This window comes from Bacillus horti (genome assembly GCF_030813115.1).
Lineage (GTDB): Bacteria > Bacillota > Bacilli > Caldalkalibacillales > JCM-10596 > Bacillus_CH > Bacillus_CH horti.
Genome location: NZ_JAUSTY010000006.1, coordinates 1 through 23,401, shown reverse-complemented (window position 1 = coordinate 23,401; position 23,401 = coordinate 1). Strand labels below are relative to the sequence as shown.

The following is a 23,401-nucleotide window of genomic DNA, read 5'->3' as shown; positions in this document are numbered from 1 at the left end:
TTCCATCAATCCATTACTCAGGTTGGCATAACCCATACAATCTGAGCCGTACGAATATAAAAAGAAGAACCATGTGCCTGAACGACAACATGATCTGGCTTCACATCCTGAACATTCCCGCGGACACTCCCACGGACCGTTTCAACCACTACCTTTTTACCTTTTAAGCTTTGTAGGGCTTGATAGACGTAAGGATCAATCGAGCTTATCAGCTCTGGAGAAACCTCTCGATAATAGCTTAATCCATCTTGAGCATTCATCTAGTCACACTCTCCTCCATGTATGTCCTAAAAAATAAGGTAATGATGTGCCTCACCATCATTACCTTATGCTTAATCGTTCTAAAGACGAGCCTATCCATTTTACATAAGAGACTGATCGATTGAACCAGCTGACTTTTTCTTCTATTTGCATGTGACCTCCAAGTCCAGTATTTGACGATTTTCATCGCTTAGCTTCTTAGCTTTCTTATTTTCCCGTTCCCCAGCTTGTAAAAATAATGGCCACTCTTTCTTTTTAGGATTTTAAACCCTAAGATGTGAAACACAGTTGTGTAGTATGCCATTTTTCTTCTCACCTCCTCTCTTCTAGCCTATGGAATAAACGACACGTCCTAGAACTTGAATTAATTAACAACTTATTTTTACATAACCTTCCGATTGTTGTGGAAAAATGTGTACAAGAACTTTTAAAAAGCCGATCATTCTAAGACTCAGAATCATTTACAATGACAAAAAGGAGCTACATTTATGAAGAAAAAAGTACTTGTATTAATCTGTACCGTTCTTTTATGCTGTCTATTTTCTCCTACTCAACCCATTCTTGGGGCGACAAATAAAATTAAAATTCCTGAATCCGTAAAGGATATTTCAAGAGTAAATACGTACCCCAACTCCGACATTGATCCCGAATATGTCGAGCCTAGCTCTTCTACAACTGAGCTACTTAAAACCTGTGAGTATGACATTGCCAACCCTAATCTGATTCGCCTGCTCAATGAAAGCAACATTAAGACTACAAAGCTATCTGTAGGCTTTCATGCTAATATCTATTTAGGTAATTGGGCCTTAGATTATCAATCAAAAGAAACATCAGTGAATTGGGAGTACAAGGAGGCCAATCTGAATAAGCTCGATAATTTACATGGGCGTGATAAGGTTGATCTAACCTATCTGCAAAATGAGGAGTACACCGTGCTCGGTGGGCTTACAACTGAGGTACATGCTGAGGAAGATGTAAGGAAACTAATGATTGCTGCGGCAAAGAAAAACACAGGCTTAAATCTAGCCTTTAAGAGCAAAATAGGAAAGGGAACAAAACATGAAGTGCTGATGAAGGTTCCAGTGGGCAAGCTTGGATATTTGCATGCCTTTGTACCTGCTGCAAGTGAAAGAGGAATTGTCACATACGGAGAAGTTTACTTAGATGTTAAAGGCTCTCAAAAGAAAATCATTATTAAAAATGTAACACAAAAAGGTGTAGGTGCCTGGATTCCTGTTCAAGATAAGCTTTCGTTTAAATACATGCTGTCGTCGAAGTATAAGTAACAAATAATTAGATTAGTGACCAAAAGTAAAAAGGGATTTATAGCAACTAAGGCATTTCAAGCTACAATATATTTTCAAGCTAAATAAAAAGCTCTCAAAAGTGAGACACACACTTTTGAGAGCTAATTTAACTGCCCAGCATATTCTAAGGAACTTAACCGTCAAAGCCTTACATAGATACCTGCTCTGTCAGCTCTAATTCCTTCCCAGTCTGCCCAAGCTGCATTTGATACATTTGATAATACTTACCACGAAGCTTCAGTAGATCAAGATGTGTTCCACGCTCCAGAATCTCCCCGCGTTCAAGAACAATAATCTGATCAGCGTTCACAATCGTGGATAGACGGTGGGCAATGATAAACGTTGTTCTTCCCTTTTTCAATACCTCTAAGGCATCCTGGATCAATGCTTCTGTCTCTGAATCGATGTTCGCTGTTGCTTCATCAAGGATCAGAATAGCTGGATTGAAGGCCAAGGCGCGTGCAAAGGAAATTAATTGGCGTTGCCCTGCCGAAAGTGTACTTCCTTTTTCAATAACGGGCTCATCATAGCCTTGTGGGAGAGATTCAATAAAAGAATCAGCTCCAACCTCCTTCAAAGCCTTCATAACCTGCTCTCTTGAAATCCTCGGATCATGTAAGCTTACGTTTGAAGCAATGGAACCTGTAAATAAAAACGGGTCCTGTAGAACGATGCCCATGTGACTGCGCAGGTGTTGCTTAGGCATATTCTTAATATCTTGATTATGAATCACAATGCTTCCCTTGTTTGGATCATAAAAGCGAAATAGAAGATTCATAATCGAGCTTTTTCCAGACCCAGTGTGTCCAACTAAGGCTATCGTTTCCCCTTGCTTTGCTTCAAATGAGATATTCTTTAATACGTATTCATCTTCCTTATAAGCAAACCACACGTTTTTAAAGCTAACATCTCCTTGGTAGCGTTCAATCTCACCCTCTGCTACCTCCTCACCTGGCTCATCAAGAAGCTCAAATACACGTTCAGCAGCTACCTGTGCCTGCTGTAGTACAGCTAGCTGATTGACTACGTCAGTTACTGGATTAAATAATCGGTTGAGGTAATCAACAAAAGCGTACAGCAATCCAACAGAAATGACCGCTCCAACTCCTAATGATGCTCCACCAAAATACCAAATCATGACGACAAAGGCGATATTCCGTAACGTATGAACTAGGTTATGAGACGTTAATGCGTTTAAGCTAAGGAGTTTATTTTGATATTTAAAATGCTCGTCATTCATAGCTGTAAATTCATCATTTGTCGCTTTCTTACGTCTAAATACCTGTATAATTCGCATTCCTTGAATAGATTCATTGATTTTACCATTTATATCACTTAGGCGTGAGCGAATGATATGATTGTATCTTGACGCAAACTTACGGTATAGAATGAACCATACGATAAGAAAAGGTACAACAAGTAAGGTAATAGATGCTAGAGTAGGATCTAAAAGAAATAAGGCAACAAATACTCCCGTCATATAGATAACACTTGTAAACAATACAGCAAGAACCTTCATATAAAGCTCTCTTATCGCTTCCGTGTCATTTGTTATTCTAGATACTACCTTACCTGCTGGCAGATTATCAAAGTATTGGATCGGTACTTTTTGAATGTGCTGAAACACATCTAATCGGATATTCTGAATGATTCGATTTGCAGCTACCTGAAGCAAATAAGATTTTCCATACTGAAAAAATGAAGCAAATATGAGCAATCCCAAATAAATCGCTAGTAACTGAACAATATATTTTATCTCCGGCTGATAAAAAGAAGTAAGCTCACTTAAGCTTAAAGGAGTCACATCATATGACACCTCTTGCTCTCCGTTTCTGATAATCATTTTGTTACCAGCTATCCTGCGTTCTCCATCAAAGTCAATGGAGCCTTCGAGAAAGTAGAATGTCTTTCCAACCTGTAGGATACGTGCTTCTCCTAATGAAGCTTCTCCAGCGGACATTCGATCGCTCCGTTTGTACAAGCTTCCGCCATATTCAACAGTATCAGTCCCTTGTTCTGTCGTGATATGCCAAGGATAGGAATCAACACCTACAATATGATTGTCAATTAACCTTTTGGCTAAAAAAGGACCAGCTAGCTCTGCTACAACAGCAACCGTTAAGAGAATCAAAGCGATAGCAATTGTCTTTTTATAGCGTAAGGCGTATTGAAAAAGGAGTCTAGTTGTTTTCTTTCTACTCTCCTCACTCACTACTTCATATTGTACTGAATCCTTTGCTTGATTTGACATGCTACATCACCTCCTTGCTGCTTTCAGCCTGTTGTTTTTCATATTGAGTTTTATACCATCCCTCAAGATGCATCAACTGATCATGTGTTCCTTCTTCCACTATTTTGCCATCATCTAAAACGATAATCCAATCGGCATGCTTCACCGTTGTAAGACGATGTGTAGAAATGAGAGTTGTTTTCCCTTCTCGTTCCTGTCGCAAATGAGACATAATCTTTGCTTCCGTTTTTCCATCAACAGCTGACATGGCATCATCTAAGATAAGAATTTCAGGATTAACCAGTAAGGCACGTGCAATAGAGACACGTTGCTTCTGTCCACCCGACAGGGCTACACCTTTTTCTCCCACAAGAGTGTTTAATCCTTCAGGTAGCAGCTGAATATCCTGCTCAAAGGAGGCCTGCACTAAAGCACGCTGAACGTCCTGCTCCGTTGCTTCGTCCTTTCCAAATACAATATTTTCTTGGACTGTTTTGGAGAATAAAATCTGCTCCTGCGGAACATAGCCCACCCAGCTTAGAACTCGATCAATAGGAATTCTATCTAAAGAAGCATTAGAAATTACAATTTCTCCTCGATCTAATGGATACTCCCTTATAAATTGCTTTAATAAAGTTGTCTTACCACTCCCAGTTTTACCCACTACCCCTAAGGTTTGACCTCTATCTAGAGTAAAAGAAATCTCCTTAAGCTGATCCTCATGAGCTGATGGATAACGAAAGCTAACATTCTTAAACTCGATTGTCTGAGGTACAGATACATACTTTGGCTCAGGATGATCCTGTACATCCTGCTCATAAGCTAATGTCTCTTGCACACGCTCAAGGGAAGCATTTCCTCTTTGCATCACATTAATTAATTCACCTATAGCAAACATTGGCCAAACGAGCATTCCTAAATAGACATTAAAGGAAACTAGCTCTCCAATGGTTATTTCATTTTGAAAAATAAGATATGCTCCATAGCCTAAGCCAATAATATAGCTGAATCCTACTAGCACCTTAATACTCGGCTCAAACAAGGAATCAATCTTGGCTACCTCAATATTTTTGTTGTACACATCATTAGTCATATTTTTAAAGCGTTCTACGTCAGCTTTCTCTTGTACAAAAGCACGATTAACTCGGACACCCGCAATCGATTCTAATACATTGTCATTCATGTCACCAAATGCAGATTGTGCCTTCATAAAGCGATCATGAATTTTCTTCCCGTATTTGTTGATCAGAAACGCCATAATGGGTAAGGGAATTAGCGCTGCTAAAGTAAGCTTCCAATTGATCAATACAACCATTGTTACAATAATGGCAGCCATAAAAACTGTAGAATCAATTAAAGTTAGTATTCCAAAGCCGGCCGTCATGGAGATAGCTTTAAGATCATTGGTAGCTCTAGCCATAAGGTCTCCCGTACGATTTTTCTCATAAAAGGTAGGAGTCATATTAATTAAATGTCTCATTAACCTTGAACGCATGATCCGCTCTACTAGAAAAGCACCACCAAATAGCTGATACATCCAAACGTATGTGACAACATAGCTGGTAATCAATAATCCGCCATAAAATAACAGTAGCTCTGTTAGTCTCTCTGAGGTCATATTGCCAGAAATAATGTAATCAATCGCATCTCCGATTAATTTTGGAGGTATAATATCGAGAACAGATACAAATATAAGTAATGAAATAGCCGTTATATATCGCTTTTTATGCTGTTTAAAAAACCAGCCTAATTTCTTAAATATTGAAAACACAAGTACACTTCCTTCCAACTCAAATCTACAACATGAAGACATGGCGCTTCATGTAATCCCTTGCTTATCTAGAACAACCTTCGCCAAATCATACCTTCCAACTCCTAACTTTCAATGCTATCTATAAAATCATCAAATGAGTACCAGGCTGGTGCTCTTTGGGGTTTTCAACAAGTCATTTTTCAAAAGAAATAGAAAAGGCATACGAGTGCCTTTTCCAAAATTAAAAAGATCTGGAATCAGTCACTCTTCCATGACCAACGCCAGATCTAAACGATCTATCGGAATGAATATGCATAAAGTATTCTCAGCTCAAAGGCTAAGATTACGTTCGAAGCTCTTTCTCACACTGAAACTAATCGTGTTATTAAGCTCCGGTACATAGCAGATCAAAAGGGCGGGCCAGCAGATTAAATATAGTTAAAGTGCCATAAGTTACTGTTTGATTCATATTCAACATGACAAGCCCTCCCTTCAGTTATTTTAAGTATAGAATTTGTTTGTCACACAATGTTCTTATTTTGACTTTTATAGTTTATTATTGAATGCTATATTCTGTCAACAACTTTTTTGCCAATGATACAATATCTTTAATGAAAATAGGTTAAGATTGTTCCTCATAAACATATTCAATCTCATCTAGCTTTTGATTATATTTAACGGTCAAATTCTTCCCATCAAAGTACCATAAATCATTCTTCTCAATAAAAAACAGGACATCTCCTACCGTATCCTGTGCCCCGATTTCTTTGGGACTTTCCTTGTTAACTCCTATTGAAAATCCACTTTGAACGGTGGAGCATCCACCATATCTAGCAAAAAAACGAACAGCATCCTTTTCCTTAACATCCATCTCTCTTTGGAACCAATGAAGTGCTGGCTGTGTAACTTTGATTTCCATGACAAACCCTCCTTGTTTAACCACTAATAAATTAATTTCTTTGATCTTTATTGGCTTAAAAATCTTTAGATTGGACGATGGTCAGGTCTGGAATAAACGTTCTCAAATGCTGCTGGATTTGCTCATACTCCTCATTCACTCCTGCTAAGCGATCCTCTGTAACTTCATCCATAGGAAACAATTCAAAGTTTCTCCAGTTTGAATAATAGTTATAGGTAACAAGAAAGCTAGGAGCTGCAAGCTCAATTTCTGTCCTATCCTCATGGATCGTTTTGGTCACATCTACGCCTACTACGCCACCGATCAAACGATTTAAGCGATCCTGTGATGACAGAAAATTTCCTAATGAGTACGCCACAAAAGTCTGGTTCCCTGATTCACCAGTAAGCCAATCTGGTGGCTGTAAAACATGGGGATGTGTGCCTAGAATAATATCTACTCCTAAATCGGACATAAATTGAGCAAGCTCGATCTGCTCCTCGTTAGGCATAATTTCATACTCATTGCCCCAGTGCATCGCTACAATCGTCACGTCTGCCAGTTCAATCGCTTGTTTGACATCCCTTTCAATCAGCTCTTTATCAATCAAGTTGACGAGGTATTCTTTGTTTTCTGGTACAGGAATGCCGTTTGTACCATAGGAATAATTTAAAACAGCAAATTGAATATCATTGATTTCAATGAGGGGAGTTTGATTACGATCCTCCTCTGATACGTACGCACCAGTCGTTAGAATGTCTAAAGTCTGATAATAAGCTAAGGCATTTAAAATCCCCTCTTCACCACGATCCAATGTATGATTGTTAGCTAAAGTAGCTACATGAAAGCCTGTATCGACTAACATATCAGCTACCTCAACAGGACTGTTGAACATCGGATATCCTGATAACCCTAAATCTACCCCACCTATTATCGTTTCCTGATTAACGATCGCTAAATCTGCCGTTTGAAGATACGGCTTAATTCTAGCCACCATTCCTGTAAAGTCGTAAGTACCATCCGACTGCTGCGCATCACTGATAATGGAATCACTAATGAGCATATCTCCTACAGCCTGTAAGGTCACTTTTGAAACTATGGGCTCGAAATCAATTGGTTCTTCTTCAACGATATTCCCTTTTTTTTCTTCATCACCATTAGCTTGGTTCAGCTCCTCCTGAGAGGGGATGTTCGAGTCCTGACTATGATCACTTTGAAGCAAGCTACAGCCTGAGAGAACAAGAGTTAGCAGAATTAATAGTAGGAGCCCTTTTTTATAGGATATCATGCTTCTTCCCCCTTTTATTATTAAGATCTATAGGGTATGTGTCCTTTTAATGGCACTTTATCTATCTAACAAAAACGTTAAATTGACTTCAAATGCTTAGTACCCTTCAGCTCTGATAGATCTGCTGCACCGACTCCGAACATGGCTATTTTTAACTCTAGTTCAATCTTTGTAAGCCTTTCAGCGAGCTGCTCAACTGAATCAACTGAGGACTGTAGCAAGGATCGACCATAACCAACCATATGAGCCCCTAACGCAATTGCTTTCGCCGCTTCCAGCCCATTATTGATTCCGCCACTTGCAATACAAAGCAACTCGGCTTGTTGCTGTTTAATTTCCTTCACACATTCAGCTGTCGGATTTCCCCAGCCTGCAAACGTCTCCGCCATTTCTCTGTATAGAGCATCCTTGGTTCTATACTTTTCTACCTGACTCCATGACGTTCCTCCTGCTCCAGCTACGTCAATATATTGTACTCCTATTTCCTTCAAGCGCTTAGCGGAATCGGCTGATATTCCCCAGCCTACCTCCTTCACCCCTACTGGTATCGGTAAAGAGTGTATAACCTTTTCCATCTTATTTAACAGCTGTTTGAAATTTTTATCCCCCTCAGGCTGAAAAACCTCTTGCATACTGTTAAGGTGAAGAACTAAGGTATCCGCTTCTATCATGTCAACAGCTCGCAAACACTGCTCTACACCATAGCCGTAGTTGAACTGAACTGCACCAATATTAGCAAATACAGGGATTGAAGGTGCGTACTTTCTAATTTTAAATGAAAACTCAGCTTCAGGATTTTCAAGTGCAGCTCTCATCGACCCAAGCCCCATGGCCCAGCCACGCTCTTCTGCAGCCTGTGCTATTCGCTGATTAATCTCCCAAGCAAGCTGAGTTCCTCCTGTCATGGAACTTATTAAAAAGGGTACAGGCATTGTCTTAGATAAAAATGTCGTTGCTGTCTGAATATCCTCAAAATCGATTTCTGGTAAGGCATTATGTATAAAACGGTAGCGTTCAAAGCCATTGGTAATCCCAACACCTTGAACATCCTCTTGTAGACATACCTCAATATGTTCATTTTTTCTCTTCTCAGTAGTCGTCGGTAGTTTTGATTGCTTGTCCTCAGAATGATTCATTTATCTCTACCTCCCTTTATATACAACAGCTTGCCTCTAATAATAGCTTCAATCAGTTTAAGAGGGCTTACTCAATAAAGCTTGAGTAAGCCCTCTTCTAGCAGGCTAAGATTGAACTCTTAGCCTTTCTGATGCTCTACAAGAATACAACGATTCATAACAACCTGTAAGCCTGCCTCTGAGGCGATTTGATAAGCTTCTTCGTTTTCAATTCCTAACTGTAGCCAAAGAGCTTTAGCTCCTTTTTCAGCTGCTTGCTTTGCTGGCTCTACCGTTTCCTCGCTTCTACGAAACACGTTTACAATGTCAATATCTCCTTCGATATCAAGGATGGATGGATACGCTTTTTCACCAAGGACCTCTGCTACCGTAGGATTTACAGGAACAATCGTATATCCCTGCTGCTGTAAATACTCAGCAATTTTATAGCTTGTACGATGAGGCTTGTCTGATAGTCCAACCACAGCAATTCTTTTTGCGTCTTTAAGCAATTGTTTAATTTCTTCTTGATTTAATTGAGCCATCTTACATTCTCCTTTCTACAATCATAGTATGAGTAGAATATATTTATTTATAGCCCTTAGCCAACTTGTTCAACAAGCTCAACCAATTTAAAGCTATTTGCATCTAAAACGACATAAGACGGTAAATCCAGCGTATTCCAAAACTCAAATTGATTAATCTCATTAAACTCAGATACAAACAACGTGTTCACCGTTCCATGAGCCACAATCACAATGTCATCCTCCTGTGGTGTCTGATAAACAATTTCTTTCACAGCTTGAGTAAAGCGATTTTTCGCTTCATTTGCCGTTTCCTCTCCGAAAATTAAGGCATGAGGATACTGAAAGAATTTCATCATTGTATCTATGAAAACGCCACGAGGCATAAAATTCACTTCATTTCTTGAATGCTCATGCAAATTCTCATGAGCTACAACATTACAGCCCAAAACCTCCGCTATACCTTCTGCCGTTTCCTTCGCTTTAGGCACATAGCTCGAATAAATAGAATGAGTATGTACATCCTTTAAAAGCTTAGCTAAATCCCTGCATTTCTCTTTTCCTTCATCAGATAAATGCCATTCCCCAGACGCTTTCTCTTCATCAATAATTGGCAAGGCATGTTTAACTAAAATTAGTTTCCTATTTGACATGCTAAACTCCCCTTTATTTTTATATAGAGCTTTATGCATCCGTCTTCTTACTATCCATTTTCTAAATCAATACCAATATTATTGTCTATCCTACGCCCTATTAATGGTATACCCATTCTTGCAAAATATCTAACAGATGTATAAAGCTTTTTACTTAGAACGCCTAATCCACTCTTGTACATCTAACTCTTCACCAGTCAACTCATGAAACAAATAACCCTGTTCAACATGATCCAAAAACAGTTTTCCATCTAAATGATCTAACTCATGCAGAATACAAACGGCTGTAAAGCCCTGCCTCTCAATAACCACTTCTTTCCCTGTTCGTGTTAAAGTTTGAACCTTTACTGAGTGAGCTCTTGTTACCTGACCAAACACTTCAGGAATAGATAAGCATGCTTCATAGCCAACCTGCTCACCTGAAGAAGATAATAAAACAGGATTAATGAGCTCGATAAGCTCACCATCACAATCTAAGACAGCCATACGTATTGCTATTCCAATTTGAGGAGCAGCAAGTCCTGCCCGACCTGGTTCAGCATACAGAGTATCAGTCAAATCATTTAGTAGCTGAAGCTCGTTACCTCCAAACTCTGAGATTGGCTGACACACCCTTCTCAAAATAGGCTCTCCTAGCAAAACAATCTCTTTAACAGCCACTTCCAATCCCACCTTTACCCTTGATGATTACTACTATATGTAGGTCATCTTCGTGTGGTGAAGTCCCGCTGCTTTTATTATACAGAAGATTGCAGACTAAAAACAGGGAGGTACATGGATTAAGTGATTTTACTCCAATTTTCGACATTTACACATTGAAAGCTTACTCCCTATGTGTTTTTCATTTTAAAGAAATCATTAAGCATCCGTCTATGACTTTTCACCATATCATCAGGAATTTCTTCTGGCGTAACATATCTAAATTGAATAGCTTCCTCCTTATCCGCAATAAGCTCACCATGAACCTCATTCGTATAGTACGCTATCGTAACAACGTAAAACTCATCCCCGTTTTCCGCTTTAATAAACTGATTTGCACCAGAATAGACGTTGATTAAATGAAGCTTTCCTACCTTTAGATTGGTTTCTTCAAACACTTCACGACGAGCCGTTTCCTCTGTTGATTCACCTAGCTCCATTAAACCACCAGGGAGGCCCCATTTACCGTAGGGAACTCTCCTCTGCTGGAGCAACAGTCTACCTTGCTCGTCCACTATAATAACGACGGCACCAACAAAAATTAATGGCCTGTGCCCAACAAGCTTTCTTAAAGCTTCAACATAACCCATACCCCATACTTCACCTCACTTTATCTGTTTTTACTCCCTATGACCGAAGAAAAGCTACCTCCAACCTGTTATTGTAAGCGGTTGAAAATCTCCATATAGCTTTTCGCTATTTGTGACCAGCTATTCCTCTGAGCATAGTTGTATGCATGCTTAACTCGTTTGGCCGTGAGATTCGGTTTACTCCACATGTTTTGAATGGCTTTTGCGATAGACTTGCTGTTAACGTTTGGAATAATCTGAGCTCTTGTTGATCTCACAAAGTCCTTTAAGCCTCCAGAACGAGTAGATACTAACGGTACCTGACTTGCCATCGCTTCTAGAGCAACTAATCCAAAGGATTCTGTTTTGCTTGGCATAACCATGGCCCCATATTGAGTAATGAGTGTCTGAATCTGATCAGGAGGGTAAAAACCCCGTGTATTTACGTTAGCAGAAACCTTATAACGGCGAGCTATTTGATGCAAGCGTTTCATGTAATTTACAGAACCCTTTCCAATAATATCTAATTGTACATTCCTGTTTCTTTTCTTCAAAATACTAATCGCTCTAATTAACTCCTCTACACCTTTATTTGGAACCACTCGTCCAACAAAAAGTAGCTTTGAATGAGATGCGGTTGATGAAGCCTGTACTAGATTTACACCGTGTCTAACAACCTTTGTTCTCTTTTTTGCGAAGGGATATCTCCTTCCAAGATCATTCTTTTGCCAAATACTAGGAACTACAATGCAACTGGCTTGTCTAAGCATTTTTTTCTGTAAAACAAGAGAGTATCTTTTTGTGTCTCTATCAATTAAAGAGTGACAGCTATACACAATTGGACAGTTGTACTTTCTTTTATAATACAAAGCGATCTCGACAAACTCCATACTGTGGATATGAATCAAAGTAGGTAGGTTCACTCCAGACTGTTCCATATATTTTACAACAGGATCGACTTTAAAAAAACGTTTTTTACTATTATAGTACGCCTGAGTATAAGGAAATCTATACAGTGGAGTACTTTGATCCTGCTCAAGCAATTGATCAAATGATTGACCAGATGTTAATACAACGATTTTTACTTTCTCTTTATCTAATGCTCTTGTTAGCTGTGTCGTTACCGTTCCTAAGCCTCCAATGATTTGTGGGGCATATTCATTCGACATGACCCATACTGTCTTATTCACTTTCATAAAGCTACCCCCTTGAAACATAAGTATGTAGTTAACTTATGTAAGACAAACCCTTTTTGAACTTAGTAAATACCTACTTTAACGAGAAATGTATGGACCAAAATTTTAAGGAAGAAGAACCCTTCAACAGGCAGATCATAAACTGTCTTGAAGGAGCTGAAGTAGGATGAAGGAGAAAAAGAAAGTAAAGCTTTTAGCTAAAGAATTTGGAATAAAAGTTAAAAGATCAACCTCCACGTACAAAGGTGTCCATCAGGTTGAACTAAAAAACGGGCAGAGACTTTGCTTAAAGAAAATCTCATATCCAATAAAAAGACTGCGTTGGATCGATTCTGTTCTGCAACAAATCAGACAGGAAGGGTTTGGAAATCTAGCTTGGCGTAATGCTCAAAAATCCTATGGGAAAAAGCTATTTGTCAGATTAGATCCAAAAAGTCCACCTTATGCGTTAATGCCGTGGATAAAAGGACGCTGGCCAAATCCACTATCATTGGAAGATATGAAGCGGTGTGGTGAAACTCTTGCTCACTTTCATTTGGCGGGTAAATCTATAAAACCTGAAGCTGAAAAATCCGTAAACAAGCTACAAACGTGGACGGGAGAGCTAGAAGGTAAAAAACAGCTGCTTGCTCAGAAAATCAAATCAGCTATCCAGCATGAAAAGAAAAGTGGCCTTGCTCACTTTTTTAACAAAAATCAAGCTGAAATATTACAGTATGCCACACAGTCTTCTGCTTTGCTTGCCTCTAGTCCATATCAAGAAGAATGCAGAAAACCATACACGCAGGTTTGTCATGGAGATGGCGGTCCATCTAACTTTATATTTACTTCCTCTCAGGTTTACTTAATTGATTTTGAAACGTTACGTTTAGATCTACCAGCATACGATCTGTATCGAGTCATCTATAATAGTTGTAAGGACTACGGCTGGAACTTCGCTATTGCTGAAGCTATTTTGAATGGTTACCATTCCGTTGTAAAATTAAAGCCAATAGATCTTGAATTGGCTAAGGTTTGGCTTAGATTTCCTCGAACAATAGAGCTTCTTTTTAAAAAATGGCCAAAAACAGCTCATCAAAAAAGAAAGCTACTTAAGCAATACAAACGCGCACTAGGTGTTGAAAGGAAAATGGGAGACTTCCTAAGTCGTTTGGATCAGTACGGGGAAAAACTAAAGCCAACTAGAAGACTACGCTAGTGGAAGAAGCTTGAATATCCTAATAGAAAAAGATCACTTGTTTGCAAGAACGTTCTATTATGCTTATAATTTTCTCCATAAGCCATTTTAGAATTGAGGGAAACAAGCCATGAACGTTGTTGTAAGTACGCTAAACGCAAAATATATTCATACCTGTCTTGCTCTTCGTTATCTGAAAAGCTATGCAGAGCCAGAATTTCCTATACAAATGAAGGAATACACCATTAAAGATCCAGTTATGAACATTGTTTCAGATCTATATTCTTTAAAACCAGATGTGATTGGATTCAGCTGTTATATATGGAATATTGAACAAACGCTACCGATTATCAGTATGCTAAAAAAAGTTTTACCTCAGGTTAAGATCATCTTAGGAGGTCCTGAGGTTTCTTATGATGTGTCCTATTGGATGGAACGCACCAATGATATTGATTTTATCGTCGTTGGGGAGGGTGAGGAAACGTTTAAGCACCTACTAGCCGAGCTTCAGGGTGAGCAAAAATATCATCTTGTATTTGGATTAGCGTATCGTTCTCGTACAGGTGAAACGATTGTTAATCCCCCAAGACCAAAGCTTGACCTAACAACCCTCCCTTCTCCTTTTCGTTTTAATGAGGATTTAGAAGATTTATCCAAAAGGATTGTTTATATTGAGACAAGCCGTGGCTGTCCCTTTAGCTGTCAGTTCTGTCTCTCTTCCATAGAGGTTGGAGTTCGCTACTTTGATATCGAGCAAATGAAAAAGGAAATCCTTTTTCTAATAGCTAATGGTGCAAAGCTCATTAAATTTGTCGATCGCACATTCAATATCAAACGGGACTATGCGTTAGAAATGTTTCAGTTCCTCATTGATCATCATCAGGGCTGTGTGTTTCAATTTGAAATTACGGCAGATATTATGCGACCTGAGGTCATTGAATTTCTGAATGAACATGCACCTGAAGGGATTTTCCGCTTTGAAATTGGTGTTCAATCCACGAATGACTTTACAAACGAACTGGTTAAGAGAAAGCAGAACTTCTCTAAGCTTTCCAGAACCGTGACGCTTGTTCGCGAAGGAAAAAAAATTACTCAGCATCTTGATCTCATTGCTGGATTACCAGAGGAAGACTATGATTCCTTTAAAAAGACGTTTAACGATGTCTATGATCTAGAGCCAGAGGAGCTACAATTAGGCTTTTTAAAAATGCTACGAGGAACTGGTGTACGCTTGCAGGCTGAAAAGCATGATTATGTATTTATGGATCATGCACCGTACGAAATTTTATCTAATAACGTTCTTTCTTTTTCCGACATGGTACGAATTAAGCAGGTAGAAGATATTCTAGAGAAATATTGGAACGCTCATCGAATGGATCAAACGATCAAGTATCTGACTTCATATACTTTTCCAACCCCTTTTGATTTCTTTCAGCAATTTGGAACGTATTGGGAGGAACAAGGCTGGTCAAAAATCGGGCACCAACTGGAAGACTTATTCCAAAGACTGCATCAGTTTTTAGTGGAGCAGTCCGTTCAAGATATAGAGATTATTGAATCATTGATGAAATATGATTTCTTTATTCACCATAAGTATAAGCCTAGAAAAGTTTGGTGGAATAGTAGCTTAGACAAGAGTGAGAGAGCTAAGCTTCTGCACGCTGTAAGTGAATCCCCTACCCTTATCTCAGAATCATTTGCTCAATTAGGTTTACGTGAGCAGGAGCTGCATAAGCATGTGATGCTGGATCGAGTCGTCTTTGATCTCGACACCTATTTTGATACAGGAGTTGTACTAAGAAAGCCTACCTACCTGTTTGTGTACTTTGATCCTACAGAGACAAAAGCTCTTCCTTTTACTTCTTCTCAAATGATCTAGCGAAAAGTTACGAAATAAAAGCCCCTACAACATACTGATTGACTTAGTATGATGTAGGGGTTTTATTCTCACAATAAAACTTTAGGATTAACGATGAAATACGAAACAGTAACAATTCTTTGGCCAAATGATACAACTTACTAACAGTAGAGTATAGCCTCTTCCTAATTAAATTATAGCACATCAAAAATAGTAAATATAGACTGTTTATTCCTATTGGCTGCTGCTAAAATTGATAGACATTACTGGTGAGGAGAGATGTAGAATGAGTTCTTTGGTGCTAGGGTTTCATGAAATGGAAAACACTCAGCTTTTGCTCGTTGGCGGAAAAGGGTTGAATATAGGAGAACTATCAAAAATTGAAGGAATACAAGTACCAGAAGGATTTTGTGTTACAACAGTGGGATATCAAAAAGTCATGAAACAGAACGAAATGTTGCAAACATTGCTGGATCAACTAACACTGCTAAAAGTAGAGGATCGAGATCAAATTGGTGATATCAGCAGAAAGATTCGAAACATCATTATGGAAGTAGAAATTCCTTCCGATATTGTGAAAGCAGTTACTCATTATCTCTCCCAGTATGGCGAAGAATGTGCTTATGCCATTCGTTCTAGTGCAACTGCGGAAGATTTACCACATGCCTCTTTTGCTGGTCAACATGACACCTATTTAAACGTCATCGGAAAAGAGGACATCTTGCAGCATATCAGAAAATGTTGGGCTTCACTATTTACCGACCGTGCGGTAATCTACCGAAAGCAAAATGGATTTGACCACATCCAAGTTTTTTTATCCGTAATCGTTCAAAAGATGGTTTTCCCACAGGTATCAGGGATCTTATTTACAGCTGATCCGATTACTTCTAACCGAAAGTTGCTATCAATCGATGCTAGTTTTGGACTTGGAGAAGCACTGGTATCAGGCTTGGTCTCTGCCGATTGTTATACAGTACTGAAAGATAAAATTGTCGATAAGAGGATAGCAACCAAGAAATTGGCTATCTTTGGACGAAAAGAAGGCGGAACTGAGACCGTGCGGATTGATCCTACTCAACAAAAGTCTCAAACACTTACCGAACAACAAATCTTACAACTAGCACGCATAGGAAGGCAGATCGAAGCTTATTTTGGTAGCCCACAAGATATTGAATGGTGTTTGGCTGATGATACATTTTATATTGTCCAGAGTCGGCCTATCACTACTTTATACCCTATCCCTGAAGCAAATGATCAAGAAAATCACGTCTATGTCTCTGTCAGTCATCAACAAATGATGACCGAGCCCATGAAACCATTGGGATTGTCTTTTTTCCTGCTTACGACTCCTGCACCAATGCATAAAGCTGGAGGAAGGTTGTTTGTTGATGTAACAAATCAATTGTCTTCATCCGAAAGAGATATTATATTAAATACCATGGGTGAATCCGATCCTCTCATAAAAGACGCTCTGATGACCATTATAGAGCGTGGGGATTTTATAAAAGTGTTACCAAATGATAAAGTTCCCAAAAAAGCAGCAACGGTATGCCTTCTTCAGGTTTTCAAGCACAAATCGACCACGATCCGACAATCATTTCTGATTTGATCAAGAGTAGTCAAACATCAATAGAAGAGTTAAAACATAACATTCAAACGAAATCACGATCAGATTTATTTGATTTTATTCTAGAAGATATCCAGCAATTAACAAAGATTTTATTTGATCCACAAAGCTTGGGTGTGATTATAGCTGCCATGGATGCTTCTACATGGATCAATGAAAAAATGAACAAATGGTTAGGTGAGAAAAATGTAGCAGACACGCTTTCTCAATCTGTACCCAACAATATTACTTCGGAAATGGGTCTGGATCTGTTGGATGTTGCAGATGTGATTCGTCCTTATCCAGAAGTAATTCATTATTTACAGCATGTAAGGGATGATAACTTTTTAGATGAACTGGTTAAGTTTGAGGGTGGACAGGAAACCCAAGACGCCATAATAGCTTATCTCAACAAGTATGGCATGAGATGTGCTGGAGAAATCGATATAACGAAAACTCGTTGGCGTGAAAAACCAACTACTCTTGTTCCAATGATTCTCAATCACATAAAAGAATCTGAGCCTGGCTCAGGCAATCGCAAATTTGAACAAGGGCGACAGGAAGCTCTGAAAAAAGAACAAGAGATATTAGATAGATTAAAGAAATTACCAGATGGAAAACAAAAAGCCAAAGAAACAAAACGAATGATAGACCTAATCCGGAATTTCATCGGTTATCGTGAATATCCCAAATATGGCATGATTAATCGCTACTTCGTTTATAAGCAAGCTTTATTGAAAGAAGCCGAACAACTAGTACAAGCAAACGTTATTCATGAAAAAGAAGATATATATTATCTCACTTTTGAAGAACTTCGCGAAGTTGTGATCACAAATAAAGTTGATTACCAGATCATCAGCAAACGTAAAGACGAGTACAAATTATATGAAAAACTAACTCCCCCACGTGTTATCACCTCTGATGGTGAAATCATTACGGGTAAGTACAAACGAGAAAACCTTCCAGCCGAAGCGATTGTAGGCTTACCTGTTTCATCCGGGGTGATAGAGGGACGAGCACGTGTTATCTTAAATATGGAAGAAGCCGATCTAGAAGAGGGAGATATATTAGTTACCTCCTTTACAGACCCTGGCTGGACACCATTATTTGTGTCCATAAAAGGCCTAGTCACCGAAGTTGGTGGACTGATGACTCATGGAGCAGTAATAGCACGTGAATATGGCCTACCAGCAGTTGTCGGAGTGGACCATGCTACCAAACTGATAAAAGATGGACAACGAATTCGCGTGCATGGAACAGAAGGGTATATAGAAATATTGTAATTTCTGAATATCTTATGCAAGGAGTACTTTAGAGGAATTTTAGTAGAGTACTCCTTATCCCCCTTTTTTCGGGGGGGATTTGCAAAACACTCTCTTTAGTTTTTGTTCTCCTCATGTCGAGCTATTAGCATGTTGACGATTAGATCGATTTGTCCCTTTATTGCTATAGGATCATAACGATAGAACGTATCAAAATCATTGATGAACAATGTATTATTTTGAATGGCATCCAGCCCGCTCCACACCATTGAAGCCTGTAGCTCTTCCAAGGCTTCACCTTTATTTTCAGGATCATACGCTGTCAGAAACATATAATCTGCGGCATACTCAGGAAGGACCTCCATTGAAAGCTGCAGTGTTTGCTCCCCATCAGTATGTTGGTGTGGCATGGAATATTGGAGTCCATTGTATACCGCTTGACCACCTCTTCCAGCATTATCTCCAAAGATCCATAGATCCCCCATATCCGTTAGCTCATAAAGACCAAACGTAGCATCCTCAGGGATAATACCTTGCAATTTGTCTCTCCCTTCAGCGGCCACCTGATTAAAATCATCGATAAACGCCTGTGCGATTTCTGGACTCCCTACAAGCTCTCCAAAAAACTCAACCGTTTCATAGATGTTTGTCGTGGTCCCATAAGGGATGTGTAGGGTTGGTGCAATTTTGCTTAACTCCTCATAATGATCATCATACATCACAACAATTAAGTCAGGCTCAAGCTCTAAGGTTTTCTCTACATTAATCGGTACACCAACATCTTCAATATTCACAAGGAGATCCTTTAAAAAAGGATTTTTAAACGTACTGGACTCAACTCCTATGACGTTAGCTCCTACAGATAATAACTCACCACCATAGTAATCGGTTACGATTCGTAAAGGGTTCTCAGGAATATCAACAGCCCCTTTTATCGTATCAAAGCTACGAAATCCAGATTTTCCAGGCTCATCACTCGCTCCTTCCTCCGACTCTTCTGTTTCACTAGAATTCCCTGGCGTTACCATATTCGAAGGAGCATTCGTTTCTTGAAGATTCTCCTCTTCGTTAGAGCCACAAGCTACCAAAAGTAGCATGATTAAAGTTATACATAACGAAATAGTGACTGCTTTTCTTTCTTTCAAAAATTTAACCATGTTCTCTCCCCTATTCATGTTAACATGTGAAAATCAACAATATGTAATAATGATAATCATTATCAATTAAAATGTATCAAAAAGGTTCTTCCCTGTCAATATAGCTTTTAAAAGCAAAATAAAAACCCCCACTAGTCATTACAGGGGTAACTGATTTAAATCACCCCTACTTTTTAGTGAGAGTCTATATATCATGACTTATAGATTCAATCTCGTTTTACATAGATATAATTGTATATTACTAATGATTATTATTTATGGGTCGGGCAGCTTCTCATAAAGCCCCAGTTGATTAACAATAGGATTAAGCTAATAAGAGGTACCAATATATTCAAATGAACAATCCAGTTAGGGTTAGACAAAAATAAGTATTCAAACATATTTACCCATATACTATTCACTCCTGGAGTAATAGCAGAAACTACAATAAGTCCTATTAAACTTAACGTAATAAAGCTTCCAAAACGGAATAACAAGCTTCCTATAAAATGACCAACAATAAGAATAAGCAAAGCAAGAAAAAAATCTAGAAGAAAGATTAAAAGAAACGAAGTATCTCCTTCAACAAATGAATACATGGATAAAAATATACTTTTTCTTTCTTCTACAGAAGGAGCTACACCAAAAAATCCGAAAAGCCATTCCCCAAAGTGATGGTAGATGGATTGAAGGATAGTCATAAAGAAAGCAAGGATTGTAAACGTATAGAACGTCCCAATCATATAATTTTTCCTTGTGCTTCCAAAACCGAGTGCATAAGAAAAAATCTCTCTAATACTAATAAAACCTGTAATACCTAGGTATACGTAAGCAGCAATATTTCCGCTCATCATGATAGATCTATTTCCTACTGTTAGAGTAAAAAGCAATGCTACTAATGTGAAAAGAATGAGAATAGACCAAAAAATAACTAAGGATTTTCTTAGATCTATCCAGTGTAAAGTCATGACTCCCTTAATGTTTTGCATCCTTATGTTTCTCCTTCTCCTTTAACGATGTTAAGTAAATCATTAATTTTTGTAATGGCATATGTTCAATGGATACATTAAGCTGTATGGCTTTCTTTCTTTCCTCATCCGATAAACGACCATAAACGCCTAATGTATTTGATTGACCAAAGATCTCCTTAGAAATGATTTTCTTATTTGCTCCAATGCTCTCCACTGCTTTTATCTCTCCACTTAAATAAAATGCCTCTTCCCTTAGTTGCTCAACATTTTTATGAAGCAATAGCTTGCCTTGATCAATCATAATCACTTCCTCGAACAGCTTACTTACCTCATCAATTAAATGAGTGGAAAGAATAAATGTTCGTGGGCACTCGGTATACTCCTCAAGGAGTAAATCGTAGAACTTTTGTCTAGCTACGGCATCCATCCCAATATATGGTTCGTCAAATATCGTGATCGGTGCTCTACTTGCTAAACCAACCGTTACACCAAGTGCCGACTCCATTCCTTTAGATAGCTCTTTAACAGACTTTTTGAGATTTAAATTAAACGTTTCAAGTAGCTCCTCCGCAAAATCCTGATCCCAATTCGGATAGAAGATTGAGGCCACTAGGCAAACGTCTTCTACCCTCGCAACTTTTTTGAAGCTCTGACCTTCCTTGATAAAGCAAACCTTTTGCAGAGCATTTCTATTTTCATAGGGAGCTTCTCCATCAACTAAAATAGTTCCTGATGACTGTGACAATTCACCATTCAAGATGTGAAGAAGAGTAGTCTTACCCGCACCGTTTCGTCCAAGCAAGCCATAAAATTTATTTTTCTCTATGACAAAGCTGAGATCATCCAAAGCTGTCTGTGTGCCATACTTTTTTGTTAATCCCCTACACTCAATTGCCTTCATGATCATTTCCCTCCTGTTTGTGGGATTCTATCCATTTGATTAGCTCATATGATGAAATATTCAGCTTCTGCGCTTCTTTAAGCATAGCTAGGACATAATCCGCAAAAAACTGCTCCTTTCTTTTTTCCAAAACTTTTGCCTTTGCTCCCTCAGAAACAAACATTCCAATCCCTCTCTTCTTGTAAATGATCTTCTCTTCTACAAGTAAGTTAATTCCTTTAGCCGCTGTAGCAGGGTTGATTTGATAATAGGAAGCAAATTGATTAGTTGAAGGGACCTGCCCTCCTTCCTTAAGCGATCCATTTATAATTTCATCCTCAATACCTTCCGCAATTTGAATAAAAATTGGCTTTGATTCATCAAGAGAATATTTCATAGCTTCCCTCCCCCATCACTTAATTGGTTAGTTGCTTTTGTAATTAACCATATAAGTAAAATGTCACATTGTCAATATCGGTTTCAAGCATAAGAACTTAATTTTACATTAAAAAGACCAAAACCCTTTAGTCAAAAAGGATTTTGGTCAGAAAAATTATGGTTTATTTACTTTGAAAATGTAGTCATGTCTGCGAAGTATTCACATAATGAACGAACAACAGTAATTGAAAATACGATTAGAATTGGCATAAGTGTTAAAAATAAGAAGCCTTCACTAATATAAATAACCCATTTCATATGATCTCCTCTTTTCTGTATTATTATCGTCTTTCTACGTTGATTAACGATTTACAGAAAAGAGCATGCCTTGGAGCAATCTTTGGCTTCAATTTATGCAGCCAATCAAGGAACCAATACACAACCAGCTCACTCAGCTGAATAATTCTATTAATAAGTCGACCCTTATTTAAATGTGAAGATCTTATTAATCTATTCAGCTCAAGCTTTACATGGATATAGTAAAATAACAAGCTTAAGCTAAGCATTGAGACGAAGGTATAGAGCAGATCAAGTAAGTCATGTTCTATCAGCAGATATAGATCCATACGTACGCCTCCCTTCTTAGTTAAGCTAACTATCTTAGCTAAGCTTCCTAATGAATGTTCAGAATCTTGAATTAGATCAATTATACTGCTTTTATTTCATTTTTCAAGAGAAATATTTTTTACTATTTTTTTGTTTGGTTTCTTTGCTTCTATTGCTTTGTTCCTTGGCTTCTATTACTTTGTATCTACCCTATTTCTAAGTGTTTAATACAGTTAAACTTTTCTATCTGCCATTGATTGTTACTAAAATGAAGGATATTCACACAAGTATTATTAAGCTTTGTCACTCCTGTACCAATCTCACCGTTTGAAAACTTGTGTAAGATAGCGTTAATTGTGCCTCCATGTGAAACCATAATAACTTTCTTATTGGTATACGTATTCATAACGTTAACAAGCCCCTGTACAACCCGTTCTTGAAAGGTTTCCCATGGCTCCATGCCAGGAATCACTTGATCTGGATAACGCTCTTTGCGCTCCTCCTTGGTTAATCCAGAAGCGTCACCAAAATCTCGCTCATGAACCCCATCTACCACTTGTACTTTGTGAATGCCGACATATTCACCAATAATTAACGCCGTTTTATAGGCTCGCTGTAAATGACTAGAAACAATAAGATCAAAGTGCTCTCCCTTTAAAGACCGACCTAATTGATGAGCTTGCTTCTCTCCTTCTTGATTCAGCTCTATATCTTCAATCCCTTGATATTTCCCTGCTTTGTTCCAATCTGTTTCACCGTGTCGAACCACATATACGGTGTTCATACCTATATCACCTCACCATTCATGACTAGCATCTTCTTACCATAACATGACTTTCAGTCAATTGCACAACAAAAAAATGGTCGTATCTATACAAAAAATTCCTAACTAGATGGCATGTTTAGGTGTTCATGAAATAGTGAAAATAAGATAGGAAGTGCAGTTAGAATAAAAAGTGGACACTCATAAAAGACACGTAGATAATAAAAGAAAGAAGACGGAGAGGGTGTCACAAATGAGTGGGGCAAGACAA

General features: G+C 38.4%; 21 protein-coding genes and 1 pseudogene. 4 read left to right on the top strand and 18 right to left on the bottom strand.

Features of this window, described 5'->3' with window-relative positions:
* Window positions 1-17 precede the first annotated feature (17 nt).
* Entirely contained in the window at window positions 18-260 is a 243-nt protein-coding gene (locus tag J2S11_RS08275; RefSeq protein ID WP_307393349.1) for a YuzF family protein, read from the bottom strand.
* Between the two features lie 489 nt (window positions 261-749).
* On the opposite strand from J2S11_RS08275, the gene J2S11_RS08270 reads away from it, so the two are divergent.
* A complete protein-coding gene (locus J2S11_RS08270; protein WP_307393347.1) occupies window positions 750-1,547 on the top strand; it encodes a YfkD family protein in 798 nt (265 codons plus the stop codon).
* Between the two features lie 169 nt (window positions 1,548-1,716).
* Here the strand turns inward: J2S11_RS08270 and J2S11_RS08265 are convergent, their stop codons facing one another.
* From J2S11_RS08265 to J2S11_RS08220, 10 genes are all read right to left on the bottom strand, one after another.
* Complete coding sequence (locus J2S11_RS08265) at window positions 1,717-3,819, bottom strand: ABC transporter ATP-binding protein (RefSeq protein WP_307393344.1); 2,103 nt, start codon at window positions 3,817-3,819, stop codon at window positions 1,717-1,719.
* A gap of 1 nt (window position 3,820) precedes the next feature.
* A complete protein-coding gene (locus J2S11_RS08260) occupies window positions 3,821-5,569 on the bottom strand; it encodes an ABC transporter ATP-binding protein (RefSeq protein WP_307393341.1) in 1,749 nt (582 codons plus the stop codon).
* A 604-nt stretch (window positions 5,570-6,173) separates the two neighbouring features.
* Window positions 6,174-6,470, bottom strand: coding sequence for a HesB/YadR/YfhF family protein (locus tag J2S11_RS08255; RefSeq protein ID WP_307393337.1), 297 nt, complete (start codon window positions 6,468-6,470; stop codon window positions 6,174-6,176).
* Between the two features lie 55 nt (window positions 6,471-6,525).
* The gene (locus J2S11_RS08250; protein WP_307393335.1) at window positions 6,526-7,737 is read right to left on the bottom strand and encodes a CapA family protein; all 1,212 of its coding nucleotides are present in this window, start codon (window positions 7,735-7,737) and stop codon (window positions 6,526-6,528) included.
* A 77-nt stretch (window positions 7,738-7,814) separates the two neighbouring features.
* Window positions 7,815-8,873: a type 2 isopentenyl-diphosphate Delta-isomerase gene (fni, locus tag J2S11_RS08245; protein WP_307393334.1), complete on the bottom strand. Its 1,059-nt coding sequence runs from the start codon at window positions 8,871-8,873 to the stop codon at window positions 7,815-7,817.
* A 119-nt stretch (window positions 8,874-8,992) separates the two neighbouring features.
* Entirely contained in the window at window positions 8,993-9,397 is a 405-nt protein-coding gene (locus tag J2S11_RS08240; RefSeq protein WP_307393332.1) for a CoA-binding protein, read from the bottom strand.
* Between the two features lie 56 nt (window positions 9,398-9,453).
* Window positions 9,454-10,029 (bottom strand): histidine phosphatase family protein, encoded by a 576-nt coding sequence (locus tag J2S11_RS08235; RefSeq protein ID WP_307393329.1) that lies wholly within the window; start codon window positions 10,027-10,029, stop codon window positions 9,454-9,456.
* Window positions 10,030-10,179: 150 nt separating this feature from the next.
* Window positions 10,180-10,689, bottom strand: a complete 510-nt coding sequence (def, locus tag J2S11_RS08230) for a peptide deformylase (protein WP_307393327.1) — start codon at window positions 10,687-10,689, stop codon at window positions 10,180-10,182.
* Window positions 10,690-10,859: 170 nt separating this feature from the next.
* Window positions 10,860-11,318 carry an NUDIX hydrolase gene (locus tag J2S11_RS08225; RefSeq protein WP_307393325.1) on the bottom strand — a complete coding sequence of 153 codons (459 nt, stop codon included), beginning with the start codon at window positions 11,316-11,318 and terminating at the stop codon, window positions 10,860-10,862.
* Between the two features lie 68 nt (window positions 11,319-11,386).
* On the bottom strand, window positions 11,387-12,493 hold the full coding sequence (locus tag J2S11_RS08220) for a glycosyltransferase family 4 protein (protein WP_307393322.1): 1,107 nt from the start codon (window positions 12,491-12,493) through the stop codon (window positions 11,387-11,389).
* A 166-nt stretch (window positions 12,494-12,659) separates the two neighbouring features.
* Between J2S11_RS08220 and J2S11_RS08215 the strand changes: the two genes are divergently transcribed.
* The 3 genes and pseudogenes from J2S11_RS08215 (at window position 12,660) to ppsA (ending at window position 18,417) form a co-directional block, all read left to right on the top strand.
* Window positions 12,660-13,691 carry a phosphotransferase gene (locus J2S11_RS08215; RefSeq protein WP_307393320.1) on the top strand — a complete coding sequence of 344 codons (1,032 nt, stop codon included), beginning with the start codon at window positions 12,660-12,662 and terminating at the stop codon, window positions 13,689-13,691.
* Between the two features lie 109 nt (window positions 13,692-13,800).
* Window positions 13,801-15,549 (top strand): B12-binding domain-containing radical SAM protein, encoded by a 1,749-nt coding sequence (locus J2S11_RS08210; protein ID WP_307393317.1) that lies wholly within the window; start codon window positions 13,801-13,803, stop codon window positions 15,547-15,549.
* A 265-nt stretch (window positions 15,550-15,814) separates the two neighbouring features.
* Window positions 15,815-18,417: pseudogene (gene ppsA, locus J2S11_RS08205) on the top strand (phosphoenolpyruvate synthase).
* Window positions 18,418-18,512: 95 nt separating this feature from the next.
* Here the strand turns inward: ppsA and J2S11_RS08200 are convergent.
* The 7 genes from J2S11_RS08200 to J2S11_RS08170 form a co-directional block, all read right to left on the bottom strand.
* Window positions 18,513-19,553, bottom strand: a complete 1,041-nt coding sequence (locus J2S11_RS08200) for an ABC transporter substrate-binding protein (protein ID WP_307393315.1) — start codon at window positions 19,551-19,553, stop codon at window positions 18,513-18,515.
* Between the two features lie 251 nt (window positions 19,554-19,804).
* The gene (locus tag J2S11_RS08195; protein WP_307393312.1) at window positions 19,805-20,521 is read right to left on the bottom strand and encodes a hypothetical protein; all 717 of its coding nucleotides are present in this window, start codon (window positions 20,519-20,521) and stop codon (window positions 19,805-19,807) included.
* Window positions 20,508-21,404 (bottom strand): ABC transporter ATP-binding protein, encoded by an 897-nt coding sequence (locus J2S11_RS08190; RefSeq protein WP_307393309.1) that lies wholly within the window; start codon window positions 21,402-21,404, stop codon window positions 20,508-20,510. The genes J2S11_RS08195 and J2S11_RS08190 overlap by 14 nt, the downstream gene beginning before the upstream one ends.
* Window positions 21,391-21,780, bottom strand: a complete 390-nt coding sequence (locus tag J2S11_RS08185) for a GntR family transcriptional regulator (RefSeq protein ID WP_307393307.1) — start codon at window positions 21,778-21,780, stop codon at window positions 21,391-21,393. The genes J2S11_RS08190 and J2S11_RS08185 overlap by 14 nt, the downstream gene beginning before the upstream one ends.
* 167 nt (window positions 21,781-21,947) lie before the next feature.
* Window positions 21,948-22,079, bottom strand: a complete 132-nt coding sequence (locus J2S11_RS08180) for a hypothetical protein (RefSeq protein WP_307393304.1) — start codon at window positions 22,077-22,079, stop codon at window positions 21,948-21,950.
* A gap of 23 nt (window positions 22,080-22,102) precedes the next feature.
* On the bottom strand, window positions 22,103-22,387 hold the full coding sequence (locus tag J2S11_RS08175) for a hypothetical protein (protein WP_307393302.1): 285 nt from the start codon (window positions 22,385-22,387) through the stop codon (window positions 22,103-22,105).
* Between the two features lie 185 nt (window positions 22,388-22,572).
* A complete protein-coding gene (locus tag J2S11_RS08170) occupies window positions 22,573-23,151 on the bottom strand; it encodes a histidine phosphatase family protein (RefSeq protein WP_307393297.1) in 579 nt (192 codons plus the stop codon).
* Window positions 23,152-23,401: the final 250 nt, after the last annotated feature.